The organism is Streptomyces hainanensis, from assembly GCF_004348415.1.
Classification (GTDB): Bacteria; Actinomycetota; Actinomycetes; order Streptomycetales; family Streptomycetaceae; genus Streptomyces; species Streptomyces hainanensis.
In genome coordinates, this window is the sequence record NZ_SMKI01000093.1 from 1 (window position 1) to 19,258 (window position 19,258).

A 19,258-nucleotide genomic window follows, 5' to 3' on the forward strand; every position below is an offset into this window, starting at 1 on the left:
GTCGATGGGGCGGGTGGGGCGGTGGCCGTCATCCGGCGGGCGCGAAGGTGACGGCCGCCGCTTCGGCGACCAGCTCCACCTCGTCGCCCAACGCGTGTTCCGCGACACGGGCGACCACGTCCGCCGGGATCTCGTCCAGGGGGTACGTGCCGTGGGTGTCATGGGGAAGGACGACGCCGAGCCCTCGGGCGAGGGCGGTGCGGGCGGTGGCGCTGACGCACATCTCGCTGAGCACGCCGCAGACGGCGACGCGACGAACGCCGTGGCCGTCGAGCAGGGCGCCGAGAGGCGTGCCGGCGAAGCCGTCGTCCTCGGTCTTGCGGACCACGGGCTCGGCGGGCTCGTTGAGGACGAGCTCCCAGCCGGGGGTGAACGGCTCGTCGGTCGCGCCGGGGGCACCGTCGTTCTGGAGGTGGATCACGGGTGCGCCGGCGAGGCGTGCCCGGCCCAGGAGGGCGACAACGCGGTCGGTGAGGGTGGCCGCGGCGGCCACCGGCTCGGCGCCGCCGGCCAGGACCCCCTGCTGCATGTCCACGACGATGACGGCATCGACGATCATCCGGCCATACTCGCACAGGCGTTGGAACGGCCACGCCGCCGTATGACCCCGCCCCCCGTGACGGGATCAGACGGCGGCGAGCGCCGCGCCCACGACCCGGTGCAGTTGCTCCGGGCCTTCCGCGGTCCTGGCCAGGACGCGCATCCCGACCACGGTGTTCAGCAGCAGACTCGCCGTCGCGCGGGGGTCGCGCGCCGGATCGAGCTCGCCGGTGCGCTGGCCCTCCTCGATGGCGTGGCGGAACGCGCCCTCGGTGCGGTCGAACATCTCGCGGACGATGGCCGCCGCCTCGTCGTCGAGGCCGGCACACTGCGTCGCCGTGTTCACGGCGAAGCAGCCGCGCCGGTCGGTCACCACGAAGTCGACCCTGATCAGCGTCTCCAGGGCCAGCCGCAGCCGTTCCCGGACGGGGACGGCCTGGTGGTGCAGCAGTTCGGCCAGTTCGGCGGCGTGGGTGTCGCCGTACTGCCGCAGCGCACGGACGAACAGCGCGCGTTTGCTGCCGAACGCGTGGTAGAGGCTGCCCTTCGCGATGCCCATCTCGTCGGCGAGCGCCTGCGGGGTGGTGGCGGCGTAGCCGTCGCGCCAGAACACGTCCATCGCACGGGCGACGGCGGTGTCCGGATCGAACTGCTTGGGCCTTCCCACGAGTGGCAAGCCTGCCGGTTCTGGTCCCGGAGGTCAAGTATTCGCGGTTGCCTCAACGGCGCTTGACGATGTGCAGCACCGGAACCGACTCGACGTGCGTGACGGCGGCGAGTTCGCGCAGCGGGCCGTCGAGGTAGGCGTGCAGGGCCTCGGCGTCGCGGGTGACGACGGCCGCCACCAGATTGCTCCGCCCGGTGACGGTGGCGGCGAAGACCACCGGCGAGTGGGTGGTCAGGGCCCGGGCCACCGCCGCGGTGTGGGCGGGTGGGGTGGTGAGCCACAGCGCCGTGGTGCTGTGGTGGCCGAGCCGGGCGGCGTCGACGTCGGCCTCGAAGTAGAGCGTGCCGTGCCGGCGCAGCCGGTCGATCCGTTCCCTGGCCCAGGTCTCGGAGCGGCCGAGCCGGGCGGCGAGCTCGCGGGCGCTGGCGCGCCCGTCGGCGGCGAGTGCCGCGAACAGCGGCGGGTCGGTGGCGTCCGGGCGGTGCGGCTCGGCGCCCGCGCCGCCGCCCGGGGCGGGGCGGCGCAGCGCGGCCGCCTGCCCGGGGTCGAGTGCGGCCAGCCGGCCGCCGCGGCCGGCGGCGTCGCCGACGTGGGTGCGCAGCAGGCAACTCGCCGACACCTCCCGTACGTCGGCGGTACGCGGCAGGGTGCGCAGCAGCAGTCCGTCGCGCGTGGCGGGGTCGGCGGTGCGCAGGGTGCACAGCACCTCGCCGGCGGTCGCGGTGAGCGCCACCCAACCGGTGTCGGCGCGGCGGGCCAGGGCACGGGCGACCTCGGCGGCGGCCGCCGGCCGGCAGCGGAGCCGCAGCGACCACTCGGTGTGCCCGAGCCGGCGCGCGTGCGGCAGCCCCCGCACCCGCAGCACCCCGGCGGCGCGCAGCGACCGGTACCGGCGGGCGACGGTCTGGTGCGAGACGCCGAGCACCTCACCGACCCGGGTGAACGCCGCCCGGCCGTCGAGCTGGAGGGCATGGACCAGCCGACGGTCCAGCCCGTCCAGCCCGTCCCACTCGTCGAGCCCGTTCGGCCCGTGCAGATCCACGCCGGAAGCGTAGTCCGCCGTCCGAAACCGCGCCCAGGACGGTATGCGGCCGCCACCGGCCGCCCCTCGGGCGCACCATCCCCGGGTGAACCAGGCGAACACCGACCCACACCCCCGCACGCCACACTCCGACATGGCACCGCCCGGCCCGGAACTCCCAGCCCCGGAACACCCAGTCCCGGAACTCCCAGCCCTGGAACAGCCCGACCCGGCACAGGTCGTGGGCTGGACGGAACCCGGCCCGGGCGCCGTGCCCGTCGAGCGGCGGGCACGCTGGCGCTCGGGCAGCGGCGCCGCGCCTCCCACCCGGGTGGTGGTCGCCGACGACCGGACCACGGCCGCCGCCGCCCACCGGCTCACCCGCGCCGGCACCGCCCTGCTGTGGCGCGGCGACTACCACAACGCGCGCCAGCTGCTGCGCGCCCTCGGCCGACGGGTGGCGGCGGCCGAGCCGCCCGCCGCCACCTGGCCGGACTGGCGCCGGGCCCGCGCCCGACGGGCGGCGCTGCTCGGCCGGCTGCTGGTGCCGCTCGACAGCGCCGGCCGGGTCGCGCTGCGCCGGGCGCCGGAGGCCGCCCGAGCCTGCGCGGAGGCGTGGGGCCCGCCCGACGGCCGGCCCGCGGTGGCCCCGCTGCCGGAACTGCTCGGCGCGATCGGCGCCCACGAGTGGCGCCGCCGCGGTGTGCCGATCCCCGCCCTCGACGGCGACCGGATCCACCCGCACCACGGCGTGTTCTCACCGGTACGCGGCGAGTACGTCGACCTGGTGGCCGCCGCCCCGCTGCCGGCGGCCGCCCTCGACCTCGGCAGTGCCCTGGACCTCGGCACCGGCACCGGGGTGCTGGCCGCCGTGCTCGCCAGGCGCGGCATCCGGCATGTCACCGCCACCGACCACGACCCCCGAGCGGTGGCCTGCGCCCGGGAGAACCTGGCCCGCCTCGGCCTGGCCGACCGGACGGCCGTCCACCATGCCGACCTCTACCCCCACCCGGCCGCCCTGGGCCGGACGGCCCTGGTGGTGTGCAACCCGCCCTGGCTGCCGGAGTGCCCCAACTCGCCCCTGGAACACGCCGTCTACGACCCCGACGGTCGGATGTTGCACGGCTTCCTGGCCGGTCTGGCGCATCGCCTGGTGCCGGGTGGCGAGGGCTGGCTGCTCCTCTCCGACCTGGCCGAGCACCTGGGTCTGCGGACCCGGGCCCAGTTGCTCGCCGCCCTCGACGCGGCCCGCCTCCGCGTCGTCGACCGGCTGGACACCAGACCGACCCACCGCCGGGCCGGGGAGACCGCCGACCCCCTCCATCGCGCTCGCTCGGCCGAGGTGACCTCGCTCTGGCGGCTGGCTCCCCCACCCTGACCGCCCCCGATCCGACCACTGAAGCCAGAACCCGGAACGCCGGACTACGAACCCTGGGCGCCGCCTTCCTTCGCCACCGCGTCACGGACATGGCAGTCGGCCAGGTGGTCGTTGACCAGGCCGCAGGCCTGCATCAGCGCGTAGGCCGTGGTCGGGCCGACGAAGCGGAAGCCGCGGCGCTTCAGGGCCTTCGACAGCGCCGTGGACTCGTCCGTGGTGGCCGGTATGTCGCCCGGCTTCCGCGGCGCCGGCCTGCCCGCCGCCTCCGGCGCGTGCGACCAGATCAGCTCCGTCAACTCCCCCGGCTCCCACTCGGCGGCCACCCGGGCGTTCGCCAACGTCGCCTCGATCTTCAGCCGGTTGCGGATGATGCCGGGATCGGCCAGCAGCCGCGTGGCGTCCTCCTCGGTGAAGGTCGCTATCGTCGCGATCGAGAAACCGGCGAAGGCTCTGCGGAAGCCCTCCCGGCGACGCAGGATCGTCAGCCACGAGAGGCCGGACTGGAACGCCTCGAGACACAGCCGCTCGAACAACTCGTCGTCCCCGCGCACCGGCCGGCCCCACTCGGTGTCGTGATACTCCCGGTAGTCCTCGGGGGACACCCCCCAGGGACACCGCAGCAACCCGTCGGGCCCTGCCACCGCCTGCGTTTCGTTCATACCGGGCAGTGTGCATCAGGCCACTGACAATCGGACACGAACGACCTACGAGCTGCGGTTCTCCCCGCCCGACGAGCCGCCACTCCCGTCCCGGAGCCCGTCGAGCACGAAACCGGTGTGCCGGCGCCACGCCTCGGGGTCCACCTCGGCCGTCACCTGGACGATCCGACCGAGCGCCATGATCTGCAGGCCGATGTCGGCCGCGGAGACGTCGGCCCGCAACGCGCCCTGCCCGTGCGCCCGGTCGACCAGGCTGGCGAGCGAGTCGCGCAGGTGCTCCTGGCAGGCGGCGACCGCCGCCGAGTCCTGTGCGACGCCGCCGAGCCCGTCCAGGATCGCCCGGCGCCGCACCATCAACTCCAACGTGCTCTCCACGAAGGTGCGCAGCCCCTGCCAGGCGTCGGGTGCCGCGTCGGCCCGCTCCGTCAGCTCGGACCAGGCGGCGAGGTCGGGCTCGATGACGGCGCGGAACAGATCGTCCTTGGTCGGAAAGTGCCGGTAGAGGGTGCCCATGCCCACCCCGGCCTCGCGGGCGATCTCCCGCACGTCCACCGCGAGCCCGCGTTCCGCGAACGCCCGGGTGGCGGCTTCGAGCAGCTGTTCCCTGTTGCGGACGGCATCGCGTCGCTGGCGCCGTGAAGAGGTCGTGGCCACGGCGACAGTCTAACGGCCGTTGCGGAGCAGCCGCTCCGTTATGTAGAGTGGGCATCGTTCCGGAGCAACCGCTCCGGAACGGCGCCTCGGCACGCGCACACGTTCACACCTCGGGGAGGAAGCCATGTCCACCGTCGTCATCACCGGCGGCACCGACGGGATCGGGCGGGCGCTGGCCACGCACCACCTGCGCCAGGGAGACACGGTCGTGGTGGTCGGCCGCAGCCGGCCCAAGTTCGACGCCCTGGTGGCGGCCGTCGGCGGCACCCCCCACTTCGTCGCCGCCGACCTGCGGCTCGCGCGCGAGAGCCTGCGCGTCGTCGCCGACCTCAGGTCACGCTTCCGGGTGATCGACGTGCTCGTGCTCGGCGCGGCCTACGTCCACCGCGACCGGTCGGTCACGGAGGAGGGGTTCGAGCACACCTTCGCGCTCTACTACCTGTCCCGTCATGTCCTGGCCCACGGCCTCGCGGCGGAGCTCCGCGCGGCGCCGAACCCGCTGGTCCTCGACCTGACGGTCCCCGGCGCGGCCCGCGACGCCATCCAGTGGGACGATCTCCAGCTCACCTCCGGATTCAGCTGGCGCGCCGCCAACCAGCAGTCCCGCCGCGCCGCCGAGCTCTCGGCCCTCCGGCTCTCCGGCGACATCCGCTGCGCGCTCTGGGGCCCCTCCGGCCTGGTGCGCACCAGCCTCCAGGGCGAGTTGGGCCCGGTCGCCCGCCCCCTGACGAACGCGCTCAAGGCCACGCTCGGCAGGCCGGTCGAGCAGGCGATCGCGCCGCTCGCCGCGTTGACCGCCCAGCCGCCGGCCGAACCACTGACCGCCCACCGAGGCACCCGGCGCATACCCCTCGCCATCGGCGAGGCCGACCACCGGGACGCGGCACGGCTCCACTCGGAGACGGAGCGGCTGCTCGCCCCGTTCCGCACGGCCGATCCGGTGTGACTCAGGCGGGCAACACGCGGGCCCCGCCGGCCGGCAGCCTGGTCCACCAGTGGTGGTAACGCCGGTAGACGCTCGGCTCCCGGCTGCCGAGGAAGGCCACCAAGCGGCGGGCCCCGGCCGCAAGGCCGACCCAGGCCTCCTCCGGAAGGGCATGGAAGGCGGTCGCCTCCGTGAACCCGCCTTCCAGAAACCGGCCCCCGAGCTTGGCCGCCCGCAGCGAGGGCTCGGTCGCCTCCCGGAAGGCCCGATAGTCACCGGCGTGAACGGCGTGCAGCGTCATCCGCACCATGTTGGACCTGACGACCACCCGGTCGGCGAAGGCGGCGTCGAGTTCCCCGGCGTCGAAGTCGGCGAGCCGGTTCCACAGCCGCTCTCGGAGGCGGGGGGCGGGAGAAGCTCACCCGCCGGACGGCATCCGATCCCAAGGACGATCGCCACCGTCCGGAAGCGCCCGAGACCACGACCACGACCACGAAGGAGTCACTCCGGCCCGAGATCCCGGTAGGGCACCTCCCGCAGATAGAGCGCCCCGCAGGTGTGGCAGTTGTACTCGACCTGTCGCCCCCACTCCCCGTCCGGCAGGACCCTGGCGTCCGGCTCCAGCACCCGCCCGCACATCGCCTGGGCCTCACCGTCCCGCACCATGTGCCACGTCTTCACCGGCCGGTCGGCCCCGGTCCGGTCCGTGTCCTCCTCGTACTCGGCCCGTATCAGGTGCTCTGCCACGCCCACCACCTCCTGGTGTCCACTATGTCGCGATTCCGGTCCCTCGCCCACCGGGCGAGGGACCGGATGGAACGGAGCGGCGCGACGACTTGACACCGCCGTCCCCACCCTCGAACATCCAGCCCATGGGAGCGCTCCCATTCCCTTGTCCAGGAATCGAGGTGCGCACATGCAACACCGACACCACCACCCTCACGACCCCCGTCACCAGCACCGGCGAGCCGGCCAGGCCCGCTGGACCCGCTGGCCCAGACGGCTGGCCGCCACCCTGCTCGCCGCGGTGCTCGCCCTGACCGGGGCCGTGCTCTCCACCGGCACGGCCCAGGCCGCCCCCGGCGACGGCCCCTGGTCCACCTCCGGTGGCCAGATCGTCGACGCCGCGGGCAACGAGGTCCGCATGACCGGGATCAACTGGTTCGGCATGGAGACCGACACCTTCGCCCCGCACGGCCTCTGGGCGCGGAACTACCAGGACATGCTCGACCAGGTGAAGGACCTCGGCTACAACACGCTCCGGCTGCCCTTCTCCAACCAGCTCTTCAACGCCGGCGCCACCCCCAACGGGATCGACTTCACCAGGAACCCCGACCTCCAGGGCCTCACCGGCATCCAGATCATGGACCGGATCATCGACTACGCGGGCGACATCGGCCTGCGCGTCTTCCTGGACCGCCACCGCCCCGACTCCGCCGGCCAGTCGGAGCTCTGGTACACCTCCGCCTACAGCGAGCAGCGCTGGATCAACGACTGGGTGATGCTGGCCAACCGCTACCGCGGCGACGACACCGTCGTGGGCGCCGACCTGCACAACGAGCCGCACGGCGCGGCCACCTGGGGCAGCGGTACGCAGTCCACCGACTGGCGGCTGGCCGCCGAGCGCGCCGGCAACGCGGTCCTCGCCGCCAACCCCGACTGGTTGATCATCGTCGAGGGCATCGAGTGCTACAACGGCGACTGCAACTGGTGGGGCGGCAACCTGATGGGCGCCCGTGACCACCCCGTCCGCCTCAGCAACCCGAACAAGCTGGTCTACTCGGCGCACGAGTACGCCACGTCCGTCTTCGACCAGCCGTGGTTCAGCGACCCGTCCTTCCCCAACAACCTGCCCGCCCGCTGGGACCGTTACTGGGGCTTCCTGGAGACCACCGATACCGCGCCGGTGCTCCTCGGCGAGTTCGGCAGCACCCTCACCGCCGCCAAGGACCAGCAGTGGCTGACCCGGCTGATGCAGTACCTCGGCACCGGCACCAGCGGCATCGACTTCACCTACTGGTCCCTGAACCCGAACTCCGGTGACACCGGCGGCATCCTCAACGGCGACTGGACCACGGTCGACACCAACAAGCAGCGCTACCTCGACGCCTACCTGCTGCCGGTCGGCGAGGGCGGCGGCGGCCCGGGGGGCCCGGGCGACCCGGGCGGTCCCGGTGATCCCACCGTCTCCTGCCGCGTCACCTACGCCGTCACCAGCAGTTGGAACGGCGGCTTCCAGGCCAACGTCACCATCGCCAACACCGGCGCCACCCCCGTCAACGGCTGGTCCCTCGGCTGGTCCTTCACCGGCAGCGAGCAGATTGCCAGCTCGTGGAACGCCCGCGTCAGCCAGTCGGGCCGGGCCGTCACCGCCGCCGACGCCGGCTGGAACGGCACGCTCGCCGCCGGCTCCACCGCGTCGTTCGGCTTCACCGCCACCACCTCGGGCACGGCCACCGCGCCCACCGCCTTCGCCCTCAACGGCACGACCTGCGCCTGACGCCCACACCCGGCGGCCACCCCGACCTACGCTGATCCCATGGAACTTGCGGGGGCGGGCCTACGGCTGGCATCGAGCGCGTTCACCCCACTGATCAGGCGACTATTCCGCCAGGACGGCCCGGGAGCCGGCCTGGCGGACAAGCCGGTGCGGATCTCGTCGCTGGTCTCGTTCCGTGGCGAGAAGCGGAGCGTGGGTCAGGCCGACCTGGACAGGCTCTGCGAGAAGCTGCTGCGGCGCGCCGTGCGTGGCATGGGCCCGCACGACGCGCCGGCCGAGGAAGAGATCCCGGCGACCGCCGGCCTGCTGGCCCGGACGTTCGCCGGCCTCGGCGACCTCGACATGGACGACGTCCAGGCCGTCCGGCTCGGCCACCAGGAGTTCGCCCGCCGCGTCGCGATCTCCGACCACGGGCTGTACCGCCGCGTCCTGGACGCCGCCTGCCTGCACATCCTGAACTTCTTCACCCAGCGCTCCACGTTCGTCGCCCGCACCCTGGTCGAGCAGAGCCGGCAGCTCGACCGCCTCAGCCGCGCCGTCGACCTGTTGATCGAGCGGGTGCCGTCCAGGTCGGCCGAGGACACGGCCTTCGAGGAGCGCTACGCGCGGTACGTCCAGCACGAGCACGGCCGGCTGGCCATCTACGGCCTCGACCTCCGCCAGTCCCGCGAGTGGCCGCTGGACGACGCGTATCTGAGCCTGGAGACACACGCAGAGCCGGAGTCCGTGCCGCGGCGCGCGGAACGCGCCCTCGCCGGCCACGAGCGGGTGCTGCTGCGCGGCCTAGCCGGCTCCGGCAAGACGACGCTGGTGCAGTGGCTCGCCGTCGTCGCCGCCCGGCAGGAGCTCCACGACGGGCTGTCCCACCTCCTGGGCCGGGTGCCGTTCGTGCTGCCCATGCGGACGCTGACCCGCGACCGGCAGCGGCTGCCGGAGCCCGACCAGTTCCTCGCCGTCGTCGACTGCCCGCTGGCCGGCGCCCAGCCGGAGCGGTGGATGGACCGCGTCCTGTCGGCCGGGCGCGGGCTGCTGCTGGTCGACGGCATCGACGAGATCCCCGAGAACGAACGGGACGCCGTCCGGACCTGGTTGCGGCGGCTGAACGCCTCCTACCCGGGCAACCTGTGGCTGGTCACCGCGCGGCCGTCCGCCGTCCGCCAGGACTGGCTCGGCCCGGAGGCGTTCACCGAGCTGACGCTCTCCCCCATGAACCACGCCGACGTCCAGGCGTTCACCCGCCGCTGGCACCTGGCGGTCGGCGCCGCCCCCGAGGCCGAGCGGGCCCTCCTCGACCTCATCCGCTCCCGCCCCGACCTCGGCGCGCTCGCCGCCAGCCCGCTGATGTGCGCGCTGATCTGCGCCCTGCACCGGGAGCGGAACGGCCACCTCCCGCGCGGCCGCAAGGCCCTCTACGACGCCGCTCTGGCGATGCTCCTGGAACGTCGCGACCGGGAACGGCCCAACCCGCCGCGCGGCGGCCTCGAACTCGACGCCGAGACCCAGATCTCGCTGCTGCAGAAGCTGGCGTACTGGCTGATCACCAACGGCCGCTCCGAGCTCGCGACACCCCTCGCCACCCGGCTGATCGGCCAGGCCCTGCCGGCCATCCACCAGGGCGACCGGCTCGGTCCACCCGAGGACGTGCTCCGTCGCCTCGTCGAGCGTTCCGGTGTGCTGCGCGAACCCGCCGAAGGTGCCATGGACTTCGTGCACCGCACCTTCCAGGACTATCTCGGCGCCCGCGAGATGGTGGAATGGCAGCACTTCCCCTCGCTGGTCGAAAAGGCCCATCTTGATCAGTGGGAGGACGTGGTACGAATGGCCGTCGCCCACGCCCAGCCAGTGCAGCGCGGCGAAATCCTGCGAGCGTTGGTCGAACGCGGCGACGACGACCCGGAACACCGGGTGCGGCTGCATCTGCTCGCGATGGCATGTCTGGAACACGCCACCCAGTTGTCTCCCGATATCCGGGCCGAGGTGGTGGCCAGGGCCGGCAATTACCTACCGCCCCGTAACCGTGGCGAATCCGTCGCGCTTTCCCATATCGGTTCGGTCGCCGCCGAGTTGCTCCCCGGCCCGGAGAGCCTGTCCGACGACGAGGCCGAGGCCGTCGTCTTCGCTGCGCGGCGAATCGGCAGTGAGGCGGCCCTCAGCACCCTGCGCGCCTTTCGCCATCACCACTCCCCAGCGGTTCGCTACCAACTCGCGCTGAGCTGGCCACGATTCGATACCGAGAAGTACTTCCGGGAGATCATCACGCACCTACCGACCGGGGAAGAGCAGCTGTTCTACGTCACAAGCCGCGTCGCGCTGAGGCTGCTGGGCACGCTGCGGGGCGTTCGGACGGCTGATCTGCGGGGCGACTACACCGGCGCCGAGGTCATCGCCGCGCTCGCCCCACAGCCGCTCCACGAGCTGCATGTCCGGGACTGGCCCTCGCTCGACGACGCCGGTCTGTTCCAGGCGTTCCCCGGTCTTCGCAACCTGACGCTCGACGAGTGCCCGGGGCTGACGGACCTGGTGCCGCTCGCCGGGACCGGGATCGAGTCGCTGCGGCTCTACAGCGACACGCGGCAGGAACCTGCCGGCGGGCTGACCGCGCTCCGGGCGCTGCGGGAGCTCACCCTCGGACAGTTGATCCCCCTGCCGTCCCTGGATCTCCTGCCCCCCGGTACCTCGCTGACCACGCTGGGTCTGCCGAAGGAACTCCCCGATCTGACCACCGCCGACAGGTGGCCCGAGCTGGCGAGCCTGTCCATGCCCTTCAGCGACCGGAGTCTGAGCCTGCCGGAATGGAGCACGCTGCGCGGGCTTCCCGCCCTGCGGTCCGTCGTCCTCACCGCGCGGACCCTGCGGAGTCTCGTCGCGTGCGGGATGTCCCTGCCGAACGTCACCTGGGTCCAGCTCTTCGACACACCCGCCCCGGTCACGCCCACCGACGAGCCGTCGCTCGACCTGATGGACATCCCGGACGCGTTTCCCGGTCTGCGCGCACTACGGCTCACGACCACACCGACCGACTACTCGCCGCTCGCGCGCCTGCCCGAGCTGACCTCGCTCACCTTCCACGGTCCGATCGGCACCGGCCACGACATCCCGGACCACATCGAGGTCGTCGCCCCGTCCGCCCCCCGCTACTGAGCGGCCGACCACACGACGACGCCCCCGCCGCCCTCTTGCGAGGGCCACGGGGGCGTCGGTCACTTCCCCGGGGAAGCGGTCGTCACTCCTTGGAGAGGTTGGGACCGCCGCCGGCCGCCTGCTCGACGGGCGGGACGTCGGGGAGGGAGGACTTCTCCTCGCCCCGGAAGGTGAAGGTCTTGTCCGTGCCCTCGCCCTCGGTGTCCACGACCACGATGTGACCGGGCCGCAGCTCGCCGAAGAGGATCTTCTCGGACAGGATGTCCTCGATGTCCCGCTGGATGGTCCGCCGCAGCGGCCGGGCGCCGAGCACCGGGTCGTAGCCGCGCTTGGCCAGCAGCTGCTTGGCGTCCGTCGACAGCTCGATGCCCATGTCCCGGTCCTTCAACCGGTCGTCCACCTGGGCGATCATCAGGTCGACGATCTGGATGATGTCGTCCTGCGTCAGCTGGTGGAAGACCACCGTGTCGTCGACACGGTTCAGGAACTCCGGCCGGAAGTGCTGCTTCAGCTCGTCGTTGACCTTGGCCTTCATCCGGTCGTACCCGGTGGCGACGTCGCCGGCCACCGCGAAGCCCATGTTGAAGCCCTTGGAGATGTCCCGGGTGCCGAGGTTGGTCGTCATGATGATGACCGTGTTCTTGAAGTCCACGACCCGGCCCTGGGAGTCGGTCAGGCGACCGTCCTCCAGGATCTGCAGCAGCGAGTTGAAGATGTCCGGGTGGGCCTTCTCGACCTCGTCGAAGAGGACCACGGAGAACGGCTTCCGGCGCACCTTCTCGGTCAGCTGGCCGCCCTCCTCGTACCCGACGTAGCCGGGCGGGGAGCCGAAGAGCCGCGAGACGGTGTGCTTCTCGCCGAACTCCGACATGTCGAGGGAGATCAGCGCGTCCTCGTCGCCGAAGAGGAACTCCGCCAGCGTCTTGGACAGCTCGGTCTTACCCACACCGGACGGGCCGGCGAAGATGAACGAGCCACCGGGGCGCTTGGGGTCCTTCAGACCCGCGCGGGTCCGCCGGATGGCCTGGGAGAGCGCCTTGATGGCGTCCTGCTGGCCGATGACGCGCTTGTGCAGCTCGTCCTCCATGCGGAGCAGGCGCGAGGACTCCTCCTCGGTCAGCTTGAAGACGGGGATGCCGGTCGAGGCCGCCAGGACCTCGGCGATCAGCTCCTCGTCGACCTCGGCGACGACGTCCATGTCGCCGGACTTCCACTCCTTCTCGCGCTGTGCCTTGGCGGTCAGGAGCTGCTTCTCGTTGTCGCGCAGCGAGGCGGCCTTCTCGAAGTCCTGCGAGTCGATCGCGGACTCCTTCTCACGGCGCACGCTGGCGATCTTCTCGTCGAACTCGCGCAGGTCCGGCGGCGCGGTCATCCGACGGATCCGCATCCGGGAGCCGGCCTCGTCGATCAGGTCGATGGCCTTGTCCGGCAGGAACCGGTCGGAGATGTACCGGTCGGCCAGCTGGGCGGCGGCGACCAGGGCGGAGTCGGTGATCGACACGCGGTGGTGCGCCTCGTACCGGTCGCGCAGGCCCTTGAGGATCTCGATGGTGTGCGGCAGCGACGGCTCCGCGACCTGGATCGGCTGGAAGCGGCGTTCGAGGGCCGCGTCCTTCTCCAGGTACTTGCGGTACTCGTCGAGCGTCGTGGCGCCGATGGTCTGCAGCTCGCCGCGGGCCAGCATCGGCTTGAGGATGCTGGCGGCGTCGATCGCGCCCTCGGCGGCGCCCGCGCCCACCAGGGTGTGGAGCTCGTCGATGAACAGGATGATGTCGCCGCGGGTGCGGATCTCCTTGAGCACCTTCTTCAGGCGCTCCTCGAAGTCACCGCGGTACCGGGAGCCGGCGACCAGGGCACCGAGGTCCAGGGTGTAGAGGTGCTTGTCCTTGAGGGTCTCGGGCACCTCGCCCTTGACGATGGCCTGGGCCAGGCCCTCGACGACCGCCGTCTTGCCGACGCCGGGCTCGCCGATGAGGACCGGGTTGTTCTTGGTGCGGCGGGACAGCACCTGCATGACCCGCTCGATCTCCTTCTCGCGCCCGATGACCGGGTCGAGCTTGGACTCACGGGCGGCCTGGGTGAGGTTCCGGCCGAACTGGTCGAGCACCAGGGAGGTGGACGGCGTGCCCTCGGAGGGCGCGCCGGCGGTGGCGGCCTCCTTGCCGCCCGAGTAACCGGAGAGCAGCTGGATGACCTGCTGCCGCACCCGGTTGAGATCGGCGCCCAGCTTCACGAGGACCTGGGCGGCGACGCCCTCGCCCTCGCGGATCAGGCCGAGCAGGATGTGCTCGGTGCCGATGTAGTTGTGGCCGAGCTGAAGCGCCTCGCGGAGCGAAAGCTCCAGGACCTTCTTGGCCCGGGGCGTGAAGGGGATGTGCCCGGACGGGGCCTGCTGGCCCTGGCCGATGATCTCCTCCACCTGCTGGCGGACCGCCTCAAGCGAGATCCCGAGGCTCTCCAGGGCCTTAGCGGCGACACCCTCACCCTCGTGGATCAGGCCCAGGAGGATGTGCTCGGTGCCGATGTAGTTGTGGTTGAGCATCCGGGCCTCTTCCTGAGCCAGGACGACAACCCGCCGCGCACGGTCGGTGAACCTCTCGAACATCGTTAATCGCTCCTCAGAGCGGTCAGGCAGTAAAGGGGTCGGTCCCCTCCCTGTCCTTCCGCAGCTTAGTCCCGCAACGGGGGACCGCTCATTCCAACTGTGGGCTCCTGTCCCCGGCGCCGTGCCCCGAACAGGCGACAACAGTTCCAACCCGATGGTGCGAGACGATGTTCCCGCAGGCCAAGGATTGGCACCCCAGACGACTACGCCGTCGGCGAACGCCCCTGGGGAACACACCCGGACCCACTGCCACCGCCCCCCTCATCCAGGAGAGTGCCCGTCATCCGTTAAGGAACTGCCTACCCCTCCAGGCTGACACTCCATGCCGACACAGCCACCGACATCCGCTACGGGCGAACGCGAACACCCCGAGCGGCGGTACCTGGACGGAGCGTGATCGGGAGGTCGGGGCCTTCGGGACGGCCTGGCGGACCCGCCCGGGCCCGGACGCAGCTCGGGGGGCCGCCCGCGGTCGGGTACGGCCCCCCGGACAGGAAGCTGGCTTGGAGTCGCCTCGACGACGCCGGCCCTGAGCTGAGCCGAACGGCTCGCGGGATCAGACGCCCGCCTTCTCGTAAGCCTCGCGAATGTTGGCGGGAACACGGCCCCGGTCATTGACCTCGTATCCGTTTTCCTTGGCCCAGGCGCGGATTTTGGCCGTGTCCTGGGTGGCGGAGCCGGCGGCGGGGACCGCGGCGGCCCGACCGCGCCCACGTGCCGCCCTGGCGCCACCCGCCCGACGACCCGCCTTCACATACGGCTCGAGGGCATCGCGGAGCTTGTCCGCGTTTTCTGAGTTGAGGTCGATCTCGTAAGTCTTGCCGTCCAGCGCGAACGTAACCGTCTCGTCCGCCTCGCCGCCGCTGAGGTCATCGAGGAGAAGGACCTGAACCTTCTGTGCCACCGGGCTACTCCTCATTCATAGTCGCCGAATACCAATAGGGTACTGCGGTGTAATCAAACCGCCATTCCCGAGAAAACACAAACCCCGGGGTCGGGATTACATCGCATCCGATAAGACACGATGGGACGATTCGGACATAACCGTCATCGAAGCGTCATGGAGTGGGTTCAATCAGAGATGCAGCAGCATCCGACTGTTACCCAAAGTGTTGGGCTTCACGCGCTCAACCCCCAGGAACTCGGCGACGCCCTCGTCATAGGAACGCAGCAGCTCGCTGTAGACATCGCCATCCACCGGGGCGTCGCCGATCTCGATGAACCCGTGACGAGTGAAGAACTCCACTTCGAAGGTCAGACAGAAAATGCGCCGCACGCCCAGCCAGCGGGCGGTCCCCAGCAACTTCTCCAGCACCCGGTGGCCGACTCCGTGCCCCCTCAGCAGGGGATCCACCGCCAGCGTGCGCACCTCGGCCAGGTCTTCCCACATCACGTGGAGCGCACCGCAGGCCACCACCTCACCGTCCAGGTCACGCTCGGCCACCCAGAACTCCTGAATGTCCTCGTAAAGAGTGACCGTGGCCTTGTCGAGCAGGATGCGTTCCCGCGAGTAGACGTCGATGAGGCGGCGTACGCTTCGCACATCCGTAGTCCTGGCGCGGCGGACAGTGACTTCTGTCGGGGTTTCCTGCACAAGCGGAGGCTATCGCCGAGTGTCTTCCCCTTCGCCTTCGGGTGCTTCCCCTTCCGCCCCCTCTTCCGGCGCCTCTTCCGGCCGCTCTTCCGGTACCTCTTCCGATGCCGGCGGGGCGCCCCGCTCGGCCGGCTCCTGCCGGGCGCCGAGCGTCACTCCGGCGACATCGACCACACGCAGCGCGTCACGCAAAGCCTCGGTCTGCTCGGCCGACATCATGCCGAAGAATGCCACCAGGGCGGCGGCCGCGTTGTCGCTCTCGGCCCATGCGTCATTCATCAAAGCCGCCGAGTAGGCCGCCCGAGTGGAGATCGCCTCATAGCGATAGGCCCGCCCCTCCTGCTCGCGCCGGACCCACCCCTTCTGGTGCAGGTTGTCGAGAACGGTCATCACCGTCGTATAGGCGATCGAGCGCTCACGGCGCAGATCCTCGAGAACTTCTCGCACCGTGACGGGCCGGTTCCACTCCCATACCCGGCTCATCACCGCGTCTTCCAGCTCTCCCAGTGGTCGGGGCACAGCACGAGAATAGCCGCGCCGGGACAAAAGGGGCGGGTGTGACGTTTGGGAAGGACGCGATCGGCCATTCGGGGTCGACCGAGAACGACCGGGAGTGGCGGGAAACGAGCGCAGCCGAACGTCGACGACCGGCCGGGGTCAGCCGGCGATCGACGACGGACCGGTCGGAGCTCAGCTGGGATCGACCGGGGAGCGGCTCTCGCGGGCGGCGATCGCCGCGTCCACGGCCGCGTCCTCCTTGTACTTGTTGGCGCCGCCCTGGGACCGCACGATCGTCACGATCAGCGCGGTGAAGGCGACGGCCATCACGGCCGGGGGAAAGAGTGCGGCGACGTAGTCCACAACGGACCTCCCTTGGACGCGCCCGCGGGTGGTGCGCCGCGGGCCGCCCCACAGCCTACAGAGCCGCCTACCGGTCGCCGCCCTCGTCCCCCTCACGCCCGTCCCGCTGCCCCTCCTCGCGCTCACCCGGCTCCTGGGGCGACGCGGGCGCCGGGGGCGCCGGTCGGCGCTTGCGGTGCGGCGGGAAGACATCCGCGGGCGTAGGAATGGGCCGCGACGCCGCGGGGCGGCGCTGCTGCGGCCGCTTGCCGTTCTCTTCCCCGTCACCGCCTGGGGTGGGGGAACCCTGGGAACCCTGGGACGTAACCATAAACCGACATTAAGTGGTAAGCAGACAAATCGCGGCGATTCTCGGCGCCCCGGCGTGTTCTGCCCATCGGCGGACCCGGCCCCCGGGAATCAGGAAGGGATCAGAAGGGATCCGAAGGGATCAGGAGCGGGAGACGTTGCGCTCGTAGACCAGGCGCAGCCCGATCAGGGTCAGCCAGGGCTCGTGCTCGTCGATCACGGTGGACTCGCGCAGCACCATCGGTGCCAGCCCGCCGGTGGCGATCACCGTCACGTCGTCCGGGTCGTCCGCCAGCTCCCGCGACATCCGCTCCACCATGCCGTCCACCTGGCCGGCGAAACCGTAGAGGATGCCGGACTGCATCGACTCCACGGTGTTCTTGCCGATCACGTGCCGCGGCCTGGCCAGCTCCACCTTGCGCAGCTGGGCGCCCCGCATGCCGAGCGCCTCGACCGAGATCTCGATGCCCGGCGCGATCGCCCCGCCGGCGTACTCGCCGCGCGCCGAGACCGCGTCGTAGGTGGTGGCGGTGCCGAAGTCGACCACGATGCAGGGCCCGCCGTAGAGCTCGACCGCGGCCACGGCGTTGATGATCCGGTCGGCGCCGACCTCCTTGGGGTTGTCGGTGAGGATCGGCACCCCCGTCTTGACGCCGGGTTCCACCAGCACCGCGGGAATGTCCCCGTAGTACCGCCTGGTCACCTCGCGCAGCTCGTGCAGCACGGAGGGCACGGTGGAGCAGATCGCGATCCCGTCGATACCGTCGCCCAGCTCCTCGCCGAGCAGCGGGTGCATGCCCATCAGGCCCTGGAGCAGCACGGCCAGCTCGTCGGCGGTGCGGCGAGCGTCGGTGGAGATCCGCCAGTGCTCCACGATCTCCTCGCCGTCGAAGAGGCCGAGGACCGTGTGCGTGTTGCCGACGTCGATAGTGAGCAGCATGGTCAGTCGCGCCTCTCCGCTCGCAGGTCGAGGCCGATGTCGAGGATCGGCGAGGAGTGGGTGAGGGCGCCGACCGCCAGGTAGTCGACGCCGGCCTCCGCGTAGGCGTGGGCCGTGTCCAGGGTGAGGCGGCCCGAGGACTCCAGGGTGGCGCGGCCGCCGACGATGGCCACCGCCTCGGCGGTCTCCTCGGGGGTGAGGTTGTCCAGCAGGATCAGGTCCGCGCCCTCGGCGAGGACGGGCTCCAGCTGGTCGAGCCGGTCGACCTCGACCTCCACCGGGACGTCGGGGAACTCCTCGCGGACCCGGCGGAAGGCGGCCGCGACGCCGCCGGCCGCGAGCACGTGGTTGTCCTTGACGAGCGCGGCGTCGGAGAGCGACATCCGGTGGTTGACGCCGCCGCCGCAGCGCACCGCGTACTTCTCCAGGGCGCGCAGCCCCGGCGTCGTCTTGCGGGTGTCGCGGACGCGGGTGCCGGTGCCCTCGAGCACGTCGGCCCAGGCGCGGGTGGCGGTGGCGATGCCGGAGAGCCGGCAGAGCAGGTTGAGCGCGCTGCGCTCGCCGGTCAGCAGGTCGCGGGTGCGACCGGTGACGGTGAGCAGCCGCTGCCCGGCGACGACCCGGTCGCCGTCGGCGACGAGCCGCTCGACCTCCAGGTCGTCGGTGCAGACGACGGAGAGCACGGCCTCGACGACGTGCAGACCGGCGACGACGCCGGCCTCGCGGGCGATGAAGTCGGCGGTGGCGGTCGCGTCCTCGGGGATGGTGGCGACGGTCGTCACGTCGACGCCGTTGTCCAGGTCCTCCTCGACGGCGAGGTGGGCGATGTCCTCGACCTGGACGGGGTCGAGCCCACCGGCCGCGATCAGGTCGGCGAGGTCCGGGTCGAGGCCGCACTCCAGCGGGTCGTACTCGTGGTCGGGCCCGAAGCCGTCGTCCGCGCCGCAGCCGCAGCCCGCGCCGCATCCGCCGGCCGGCTCGTCCTCGCCGGGCCGGGCGCCGATGGGCAGCAGAGTGAGCTCCACCCGCGGCGCGGAGGGCGAGGGAGGGTTCTGGGGGCTGGTCACTGTTTCTCCTTGGTGACGACGACCGTCTCCGGGAACGCGGTCGTGTCGGTGGCTCGTACGTCGAGGGCGCAGAGGACGGGTCCCTCGGCGCCCGGGTGGTGGCCGGGGCGCGCGGTGAGGACGAGGTGGCGCCGCCACTGGGCGTCGTCCCGCTCGGGGTGGTCCTCGCGCCAGTGCGAGCCGCGGGTCTCCGCGCGGCGCAGCGCGGCGGTGACCAGGGCCCGGGCGACGAGGTGCAGGTTGGCGGTCTCCCAGGCGTCGACGCCCGGCTCGGCCGGCTTGCGGTCGTCGCCGCCGGCGGCCAGCGCGTCCAGGGCGCGGGCGGCCTCGGTGAGGCTGGCGGCGGAGCGGAGCACGCCGGCGCCCGCGGTCATGACGCGCTGGATGGCGGCGCGGGCCTCGGGCGGGAGCAGCGGCC

General features: G+C 71.8%; 18 protein-coding genes and 1 pseudogene. 4 read left to right on the plus strand and 15 right to left on the minus strand.

Translation table 11 applies throughout. The annotated features are described in order from the left end of the window. Positions 1-28 precede the first annotated feature (28 nt). The 3 genes from E1283_RS11285 to E1283_RS11295 form a co-directional block, all read right to left on the minus strand. On the minus strand, positions 29-559 hold the full coding sequence (locus E1283_RS11285) for an isochorismatase family protein (protein ID WP_132817830.1): 531 nt from the start codon (positions 557-559) through the stop codon (positions 29-31). A 66-nt stretch (positions 560-625) separates the two neighbouring features. Continuing rightward, entirely contained in the window at positions 626-1,207 is a 582-nt protein-coding gene (locus tag E1283_RS11290) for a TetR/AcrR family transcriptional regulator (protein WP_132817831.1), read from the minus strand. A gap of 52 nt (positions 1,208-1,259) precedes the next feature. Beyond that, positions 1,260-2,249, minus strand: a complete 990-nt coding sequence (locus tag E1283_RS11295) for an Lrp/AsnC family transcriptional regulator (protein ID WP_165956086.1) — start codon at positions 2,247-2,249, stop codon at positions 1,260-1,262. A gap of 85 nt (positions 2,250-2,334) precedes the next feature. Between E1283_RS11295 and E1283_RS11300 the strand changes: the two genes are divergently transcribed. Continuing rightward, entirely contained in the window at positions 2,335-3,606 is a 1,272-nt protein-coding gene (locus E1283_RS11300) for a methyltransferase (RefSeq protein ID WP_243744763.1), read from the plus strand. 44 nt (positions 3,607-3,650) lie between these two features. Here E1283_RS11300 and E1283_RS11305 read toward each other — a convergent pair whose 3' ends face one another. Together E1283_RS11305 and E1283_RS11310 are read right to left on the minus strand one after the other, a co-directional pair. Next, positions 3,651-4,265, minus strand: a complete 615-nt coding sequence (locus E1283_RS11305) for a DNA-3-methyladenine glycosylase I (RefSeq protein ID WP_132817834.1) — start codon at positions 4,263-4,265, stop codon at positions 3,651-3,653. 45 nt (positions 4,266-4,310) lie between these two features. Next, the gene (locus E1283_RS11310) at positions 4,311-4,919 is read right to left on the minus strand and encodes a TetR/AcrR family transcriptional regulator (RefSeq protein ID WP_132817835.1); all 609 of its coding nucleotides are present in this window, start codon (positions 4,917-4,919) and stop codon (positions 4,311-4,313) included. A 124-nt stretch (positions 4,920-5,043) separates the two neighbouring features. Between E1283_RS11310 and E1283_RS11315 the strand changes: the two genes are divergently transcribed. Continuing rightward, a complete protein-coding gene (locus E1283_RS11315) occupies positions 5,044-5,865 on the plus strand; it encodes an SDR family NAD(P)-dependent oxidoreductase (RefSeq protein ID WP_132817836.1) in 822 nt (273 codons plus the stop codon). Position 5,866: 1 nt separating this feature from the next. Here the strand turns inward: E1283_RS11315 and E1283_RS11320 are convergent, their stop codons facing one another. Further along, complete coding sequence (locus E1283_RS11320) at positions 5,867-6,232, minus strand: DNA glycosylase AlkZ-like family protein (protein ID WP_132817837.1); 366 nt, start codon at positions 6,230-6,232, stop codon at positions 5,867-5,869. Positions 6,233-6,345: 113 nt separating this feature from the next. Further along, positions 6,346-6,591: a hypothetical protein gene (locus tag E1283_RS11325; RefSeq protein WP_132817838.1), complete on the minus strand. Its 246-nt coding sequence runs from the start codon at positions 6,589-6,591 to the stop codon at positions 6,346-6,348. 169 nt (positions 6,592-6,760) lie between these two features. Here E1283_RS11325 and E1283_RS11330 point away from each other — a divergent pair, with 169 nt between their 5' ends. Together E1283_RS11330 and E1283_RS11335 are read left to right on the plus strand one after the other, a co-directional pair. After that, on the plus strand, positions 6,761-8,344 hold the full coding sequence (locus tag E1283_RS11330; protein WP_132817839.1) for a cellulase family glycosylhydrolase: 1,584 nt from the start codon (positions 6,761-6,763) through the stop codon (positions 8,342-8,344). 39 nt (positions 8,345-8,383) lie between these two features. Further along, entirely contained in the window at positions 8,384-11,485 is a 3,102-nt protein-coding gene (locus E1283_RS11335; protein WP_132817840.1) for an NACHT domain-containing protein, read from the plus strand. A gap of 82 nt (positions 11,486-11,567) precedes the next feature. Here the strand turns inward: E1283_RS11335 and E1283_RS11340 are convergent, their stop codons facing one another. The 8 genes and pseudogenes from E1283_RS11340 to E1283_RS11375 all read right to left on the minus strand — a co-directional run. Continuing rightward, positions 11,568-14,090 (minus strand): ATP-dependent Clp protease ATP-binding subunit, encoded by a 2,523-nt coding sequence (locus tag E1283_RS11340; RefSeq protein WP_132817841.1) that lies wholly within the window; start codon positions 14,088-14,090, stop codon positions 11,568-11,570. Positions 14,091-14,646: 556 nt separating this feature from the next. Further along, a complete protein-coding gene (locus E1283_RS11350) occupies positions 14,647-14,994 on the minus strand; it encodes a histone-like nucleoid-structuring protein Lsr2 (RefSeq protein WP_132817842.1) in 348 nt (115 codons plus the stop codon). Between the two features lie 171 nt (positions 14,995-15,165). After that, positions 15,166-15,684, minus strand: coding sequence for an amino-acid N-acetyltransferase (locus E1283_RS11355; protein ID WP_132817843.1), 519 nt, complete (start codon positions 15,682-15,684; stop codon positions 15,166-15,168). A gap of 9 nt (positions 15,685-15,693) precedes the next feature. Further along, positions 15,694-16,203: a BlaI/MecI/CopY family transcriptional regulator gene (locus E1283_RS11360; RefSeq protein WP_132817844.1), complete on the minus strand. Its 510-nt coding sequence runs from the start codon at positions 16,201-16,203 to the stop codon at positions 15,694-15,696. A 171-nt stretch (positions 16,204-16,374) separates the two neighbouring features. Next, positions 16,375-16,545, minus strand: coding sequence for a hypothetical protein (locus E1283_RS37200; protein WP_165956087.1), 171 nt, complete (start codon positions 16,543-16,545; stop codon positions 16,375-16,377). Positions 16,546-16,975: 430 nt separating this feature from the next. Beyond that, positions 16,976-17,773: a type III pantothenate kinase gene (locus tag E1283_RS11365; RefSeq protein ID WP_132817845.1), complete on the minus strand. Its 798-nt coding sequence runs from the start codon at positions 17,771-17,773 to the stop codon at positions 16,976-16,978. Positions 17,774-17,775: 2 nt separating this feature from the next. Further along, positions 17,776-18,798, minus strand: coding sequence for a carboxylating nicotinate-nucleotide diphosphorylase (gene nadC, locus E1283_RS11370; RefSeq protein WP_132817846.1), 1,023 nt, complete (start codon positions 18,796-18,798; stop codon positions 17,776-17,778). Positions 18,799-18,836: 38 nt separating this feature from the next. Then, positions 18,837-19,258: pseudogene (locus E1283_RS11375) on the minus strand (L-aspartate oxidase); the annotation flags it as partial.

Bases quoted from the DNA above. Each gene is read 5' to 3' on its own strand.
- E1283_RS11285 (WP_132817830.1), bottom strand. From the start codon at position 559: ATGATCGTCGATGCCGTCATCGTCGTGGACATGCAGCAGGGGGTCCTG.
- E1283_RS11330 (WP_132817839.1), top strand. From the start codon at position 6,761: ATGCAACACCGACACCACCACCCTCACGACCCCCGTCACCAGCACCGG.
- E1283_RS11315 (WP_132817836.1), top strand. From the start codon at position 5,044: ATGTCCACCGTCGTCATCACCGGCGGCACCGACGGGATCGGGCGGGCG.
- E1283_RS11305 (WP_132817834.1), bottom strand. From the start codon at position 4,265: ATGAACGAAACGCAGGCGGTGGCAGGGCCCGACGGGTTGCTGCGGTGT.
- E1283_RS11365 (WP_132817845.1), bottom strand. From the start codon at position 17,773: ATGCTGCTCACTATCGACGTCGGCAACACGCACACGGTCCTCGGCCTC.
- E1283_RS11340 (WP_132817841.1), bottom strand. From the start codon at position 14,090: ATGTTCGAGAGGTTCACCGACCGTGCGCGGCGGGTTGTCGTCCTGGCT.
- E1283_RS11335 (WP_132817840.1), top strand. From the start codon at position 8,384: ATGGAACTTGCGGGGGCGGGCCTACGGCTGGCATCGAGCGCGTTCACC.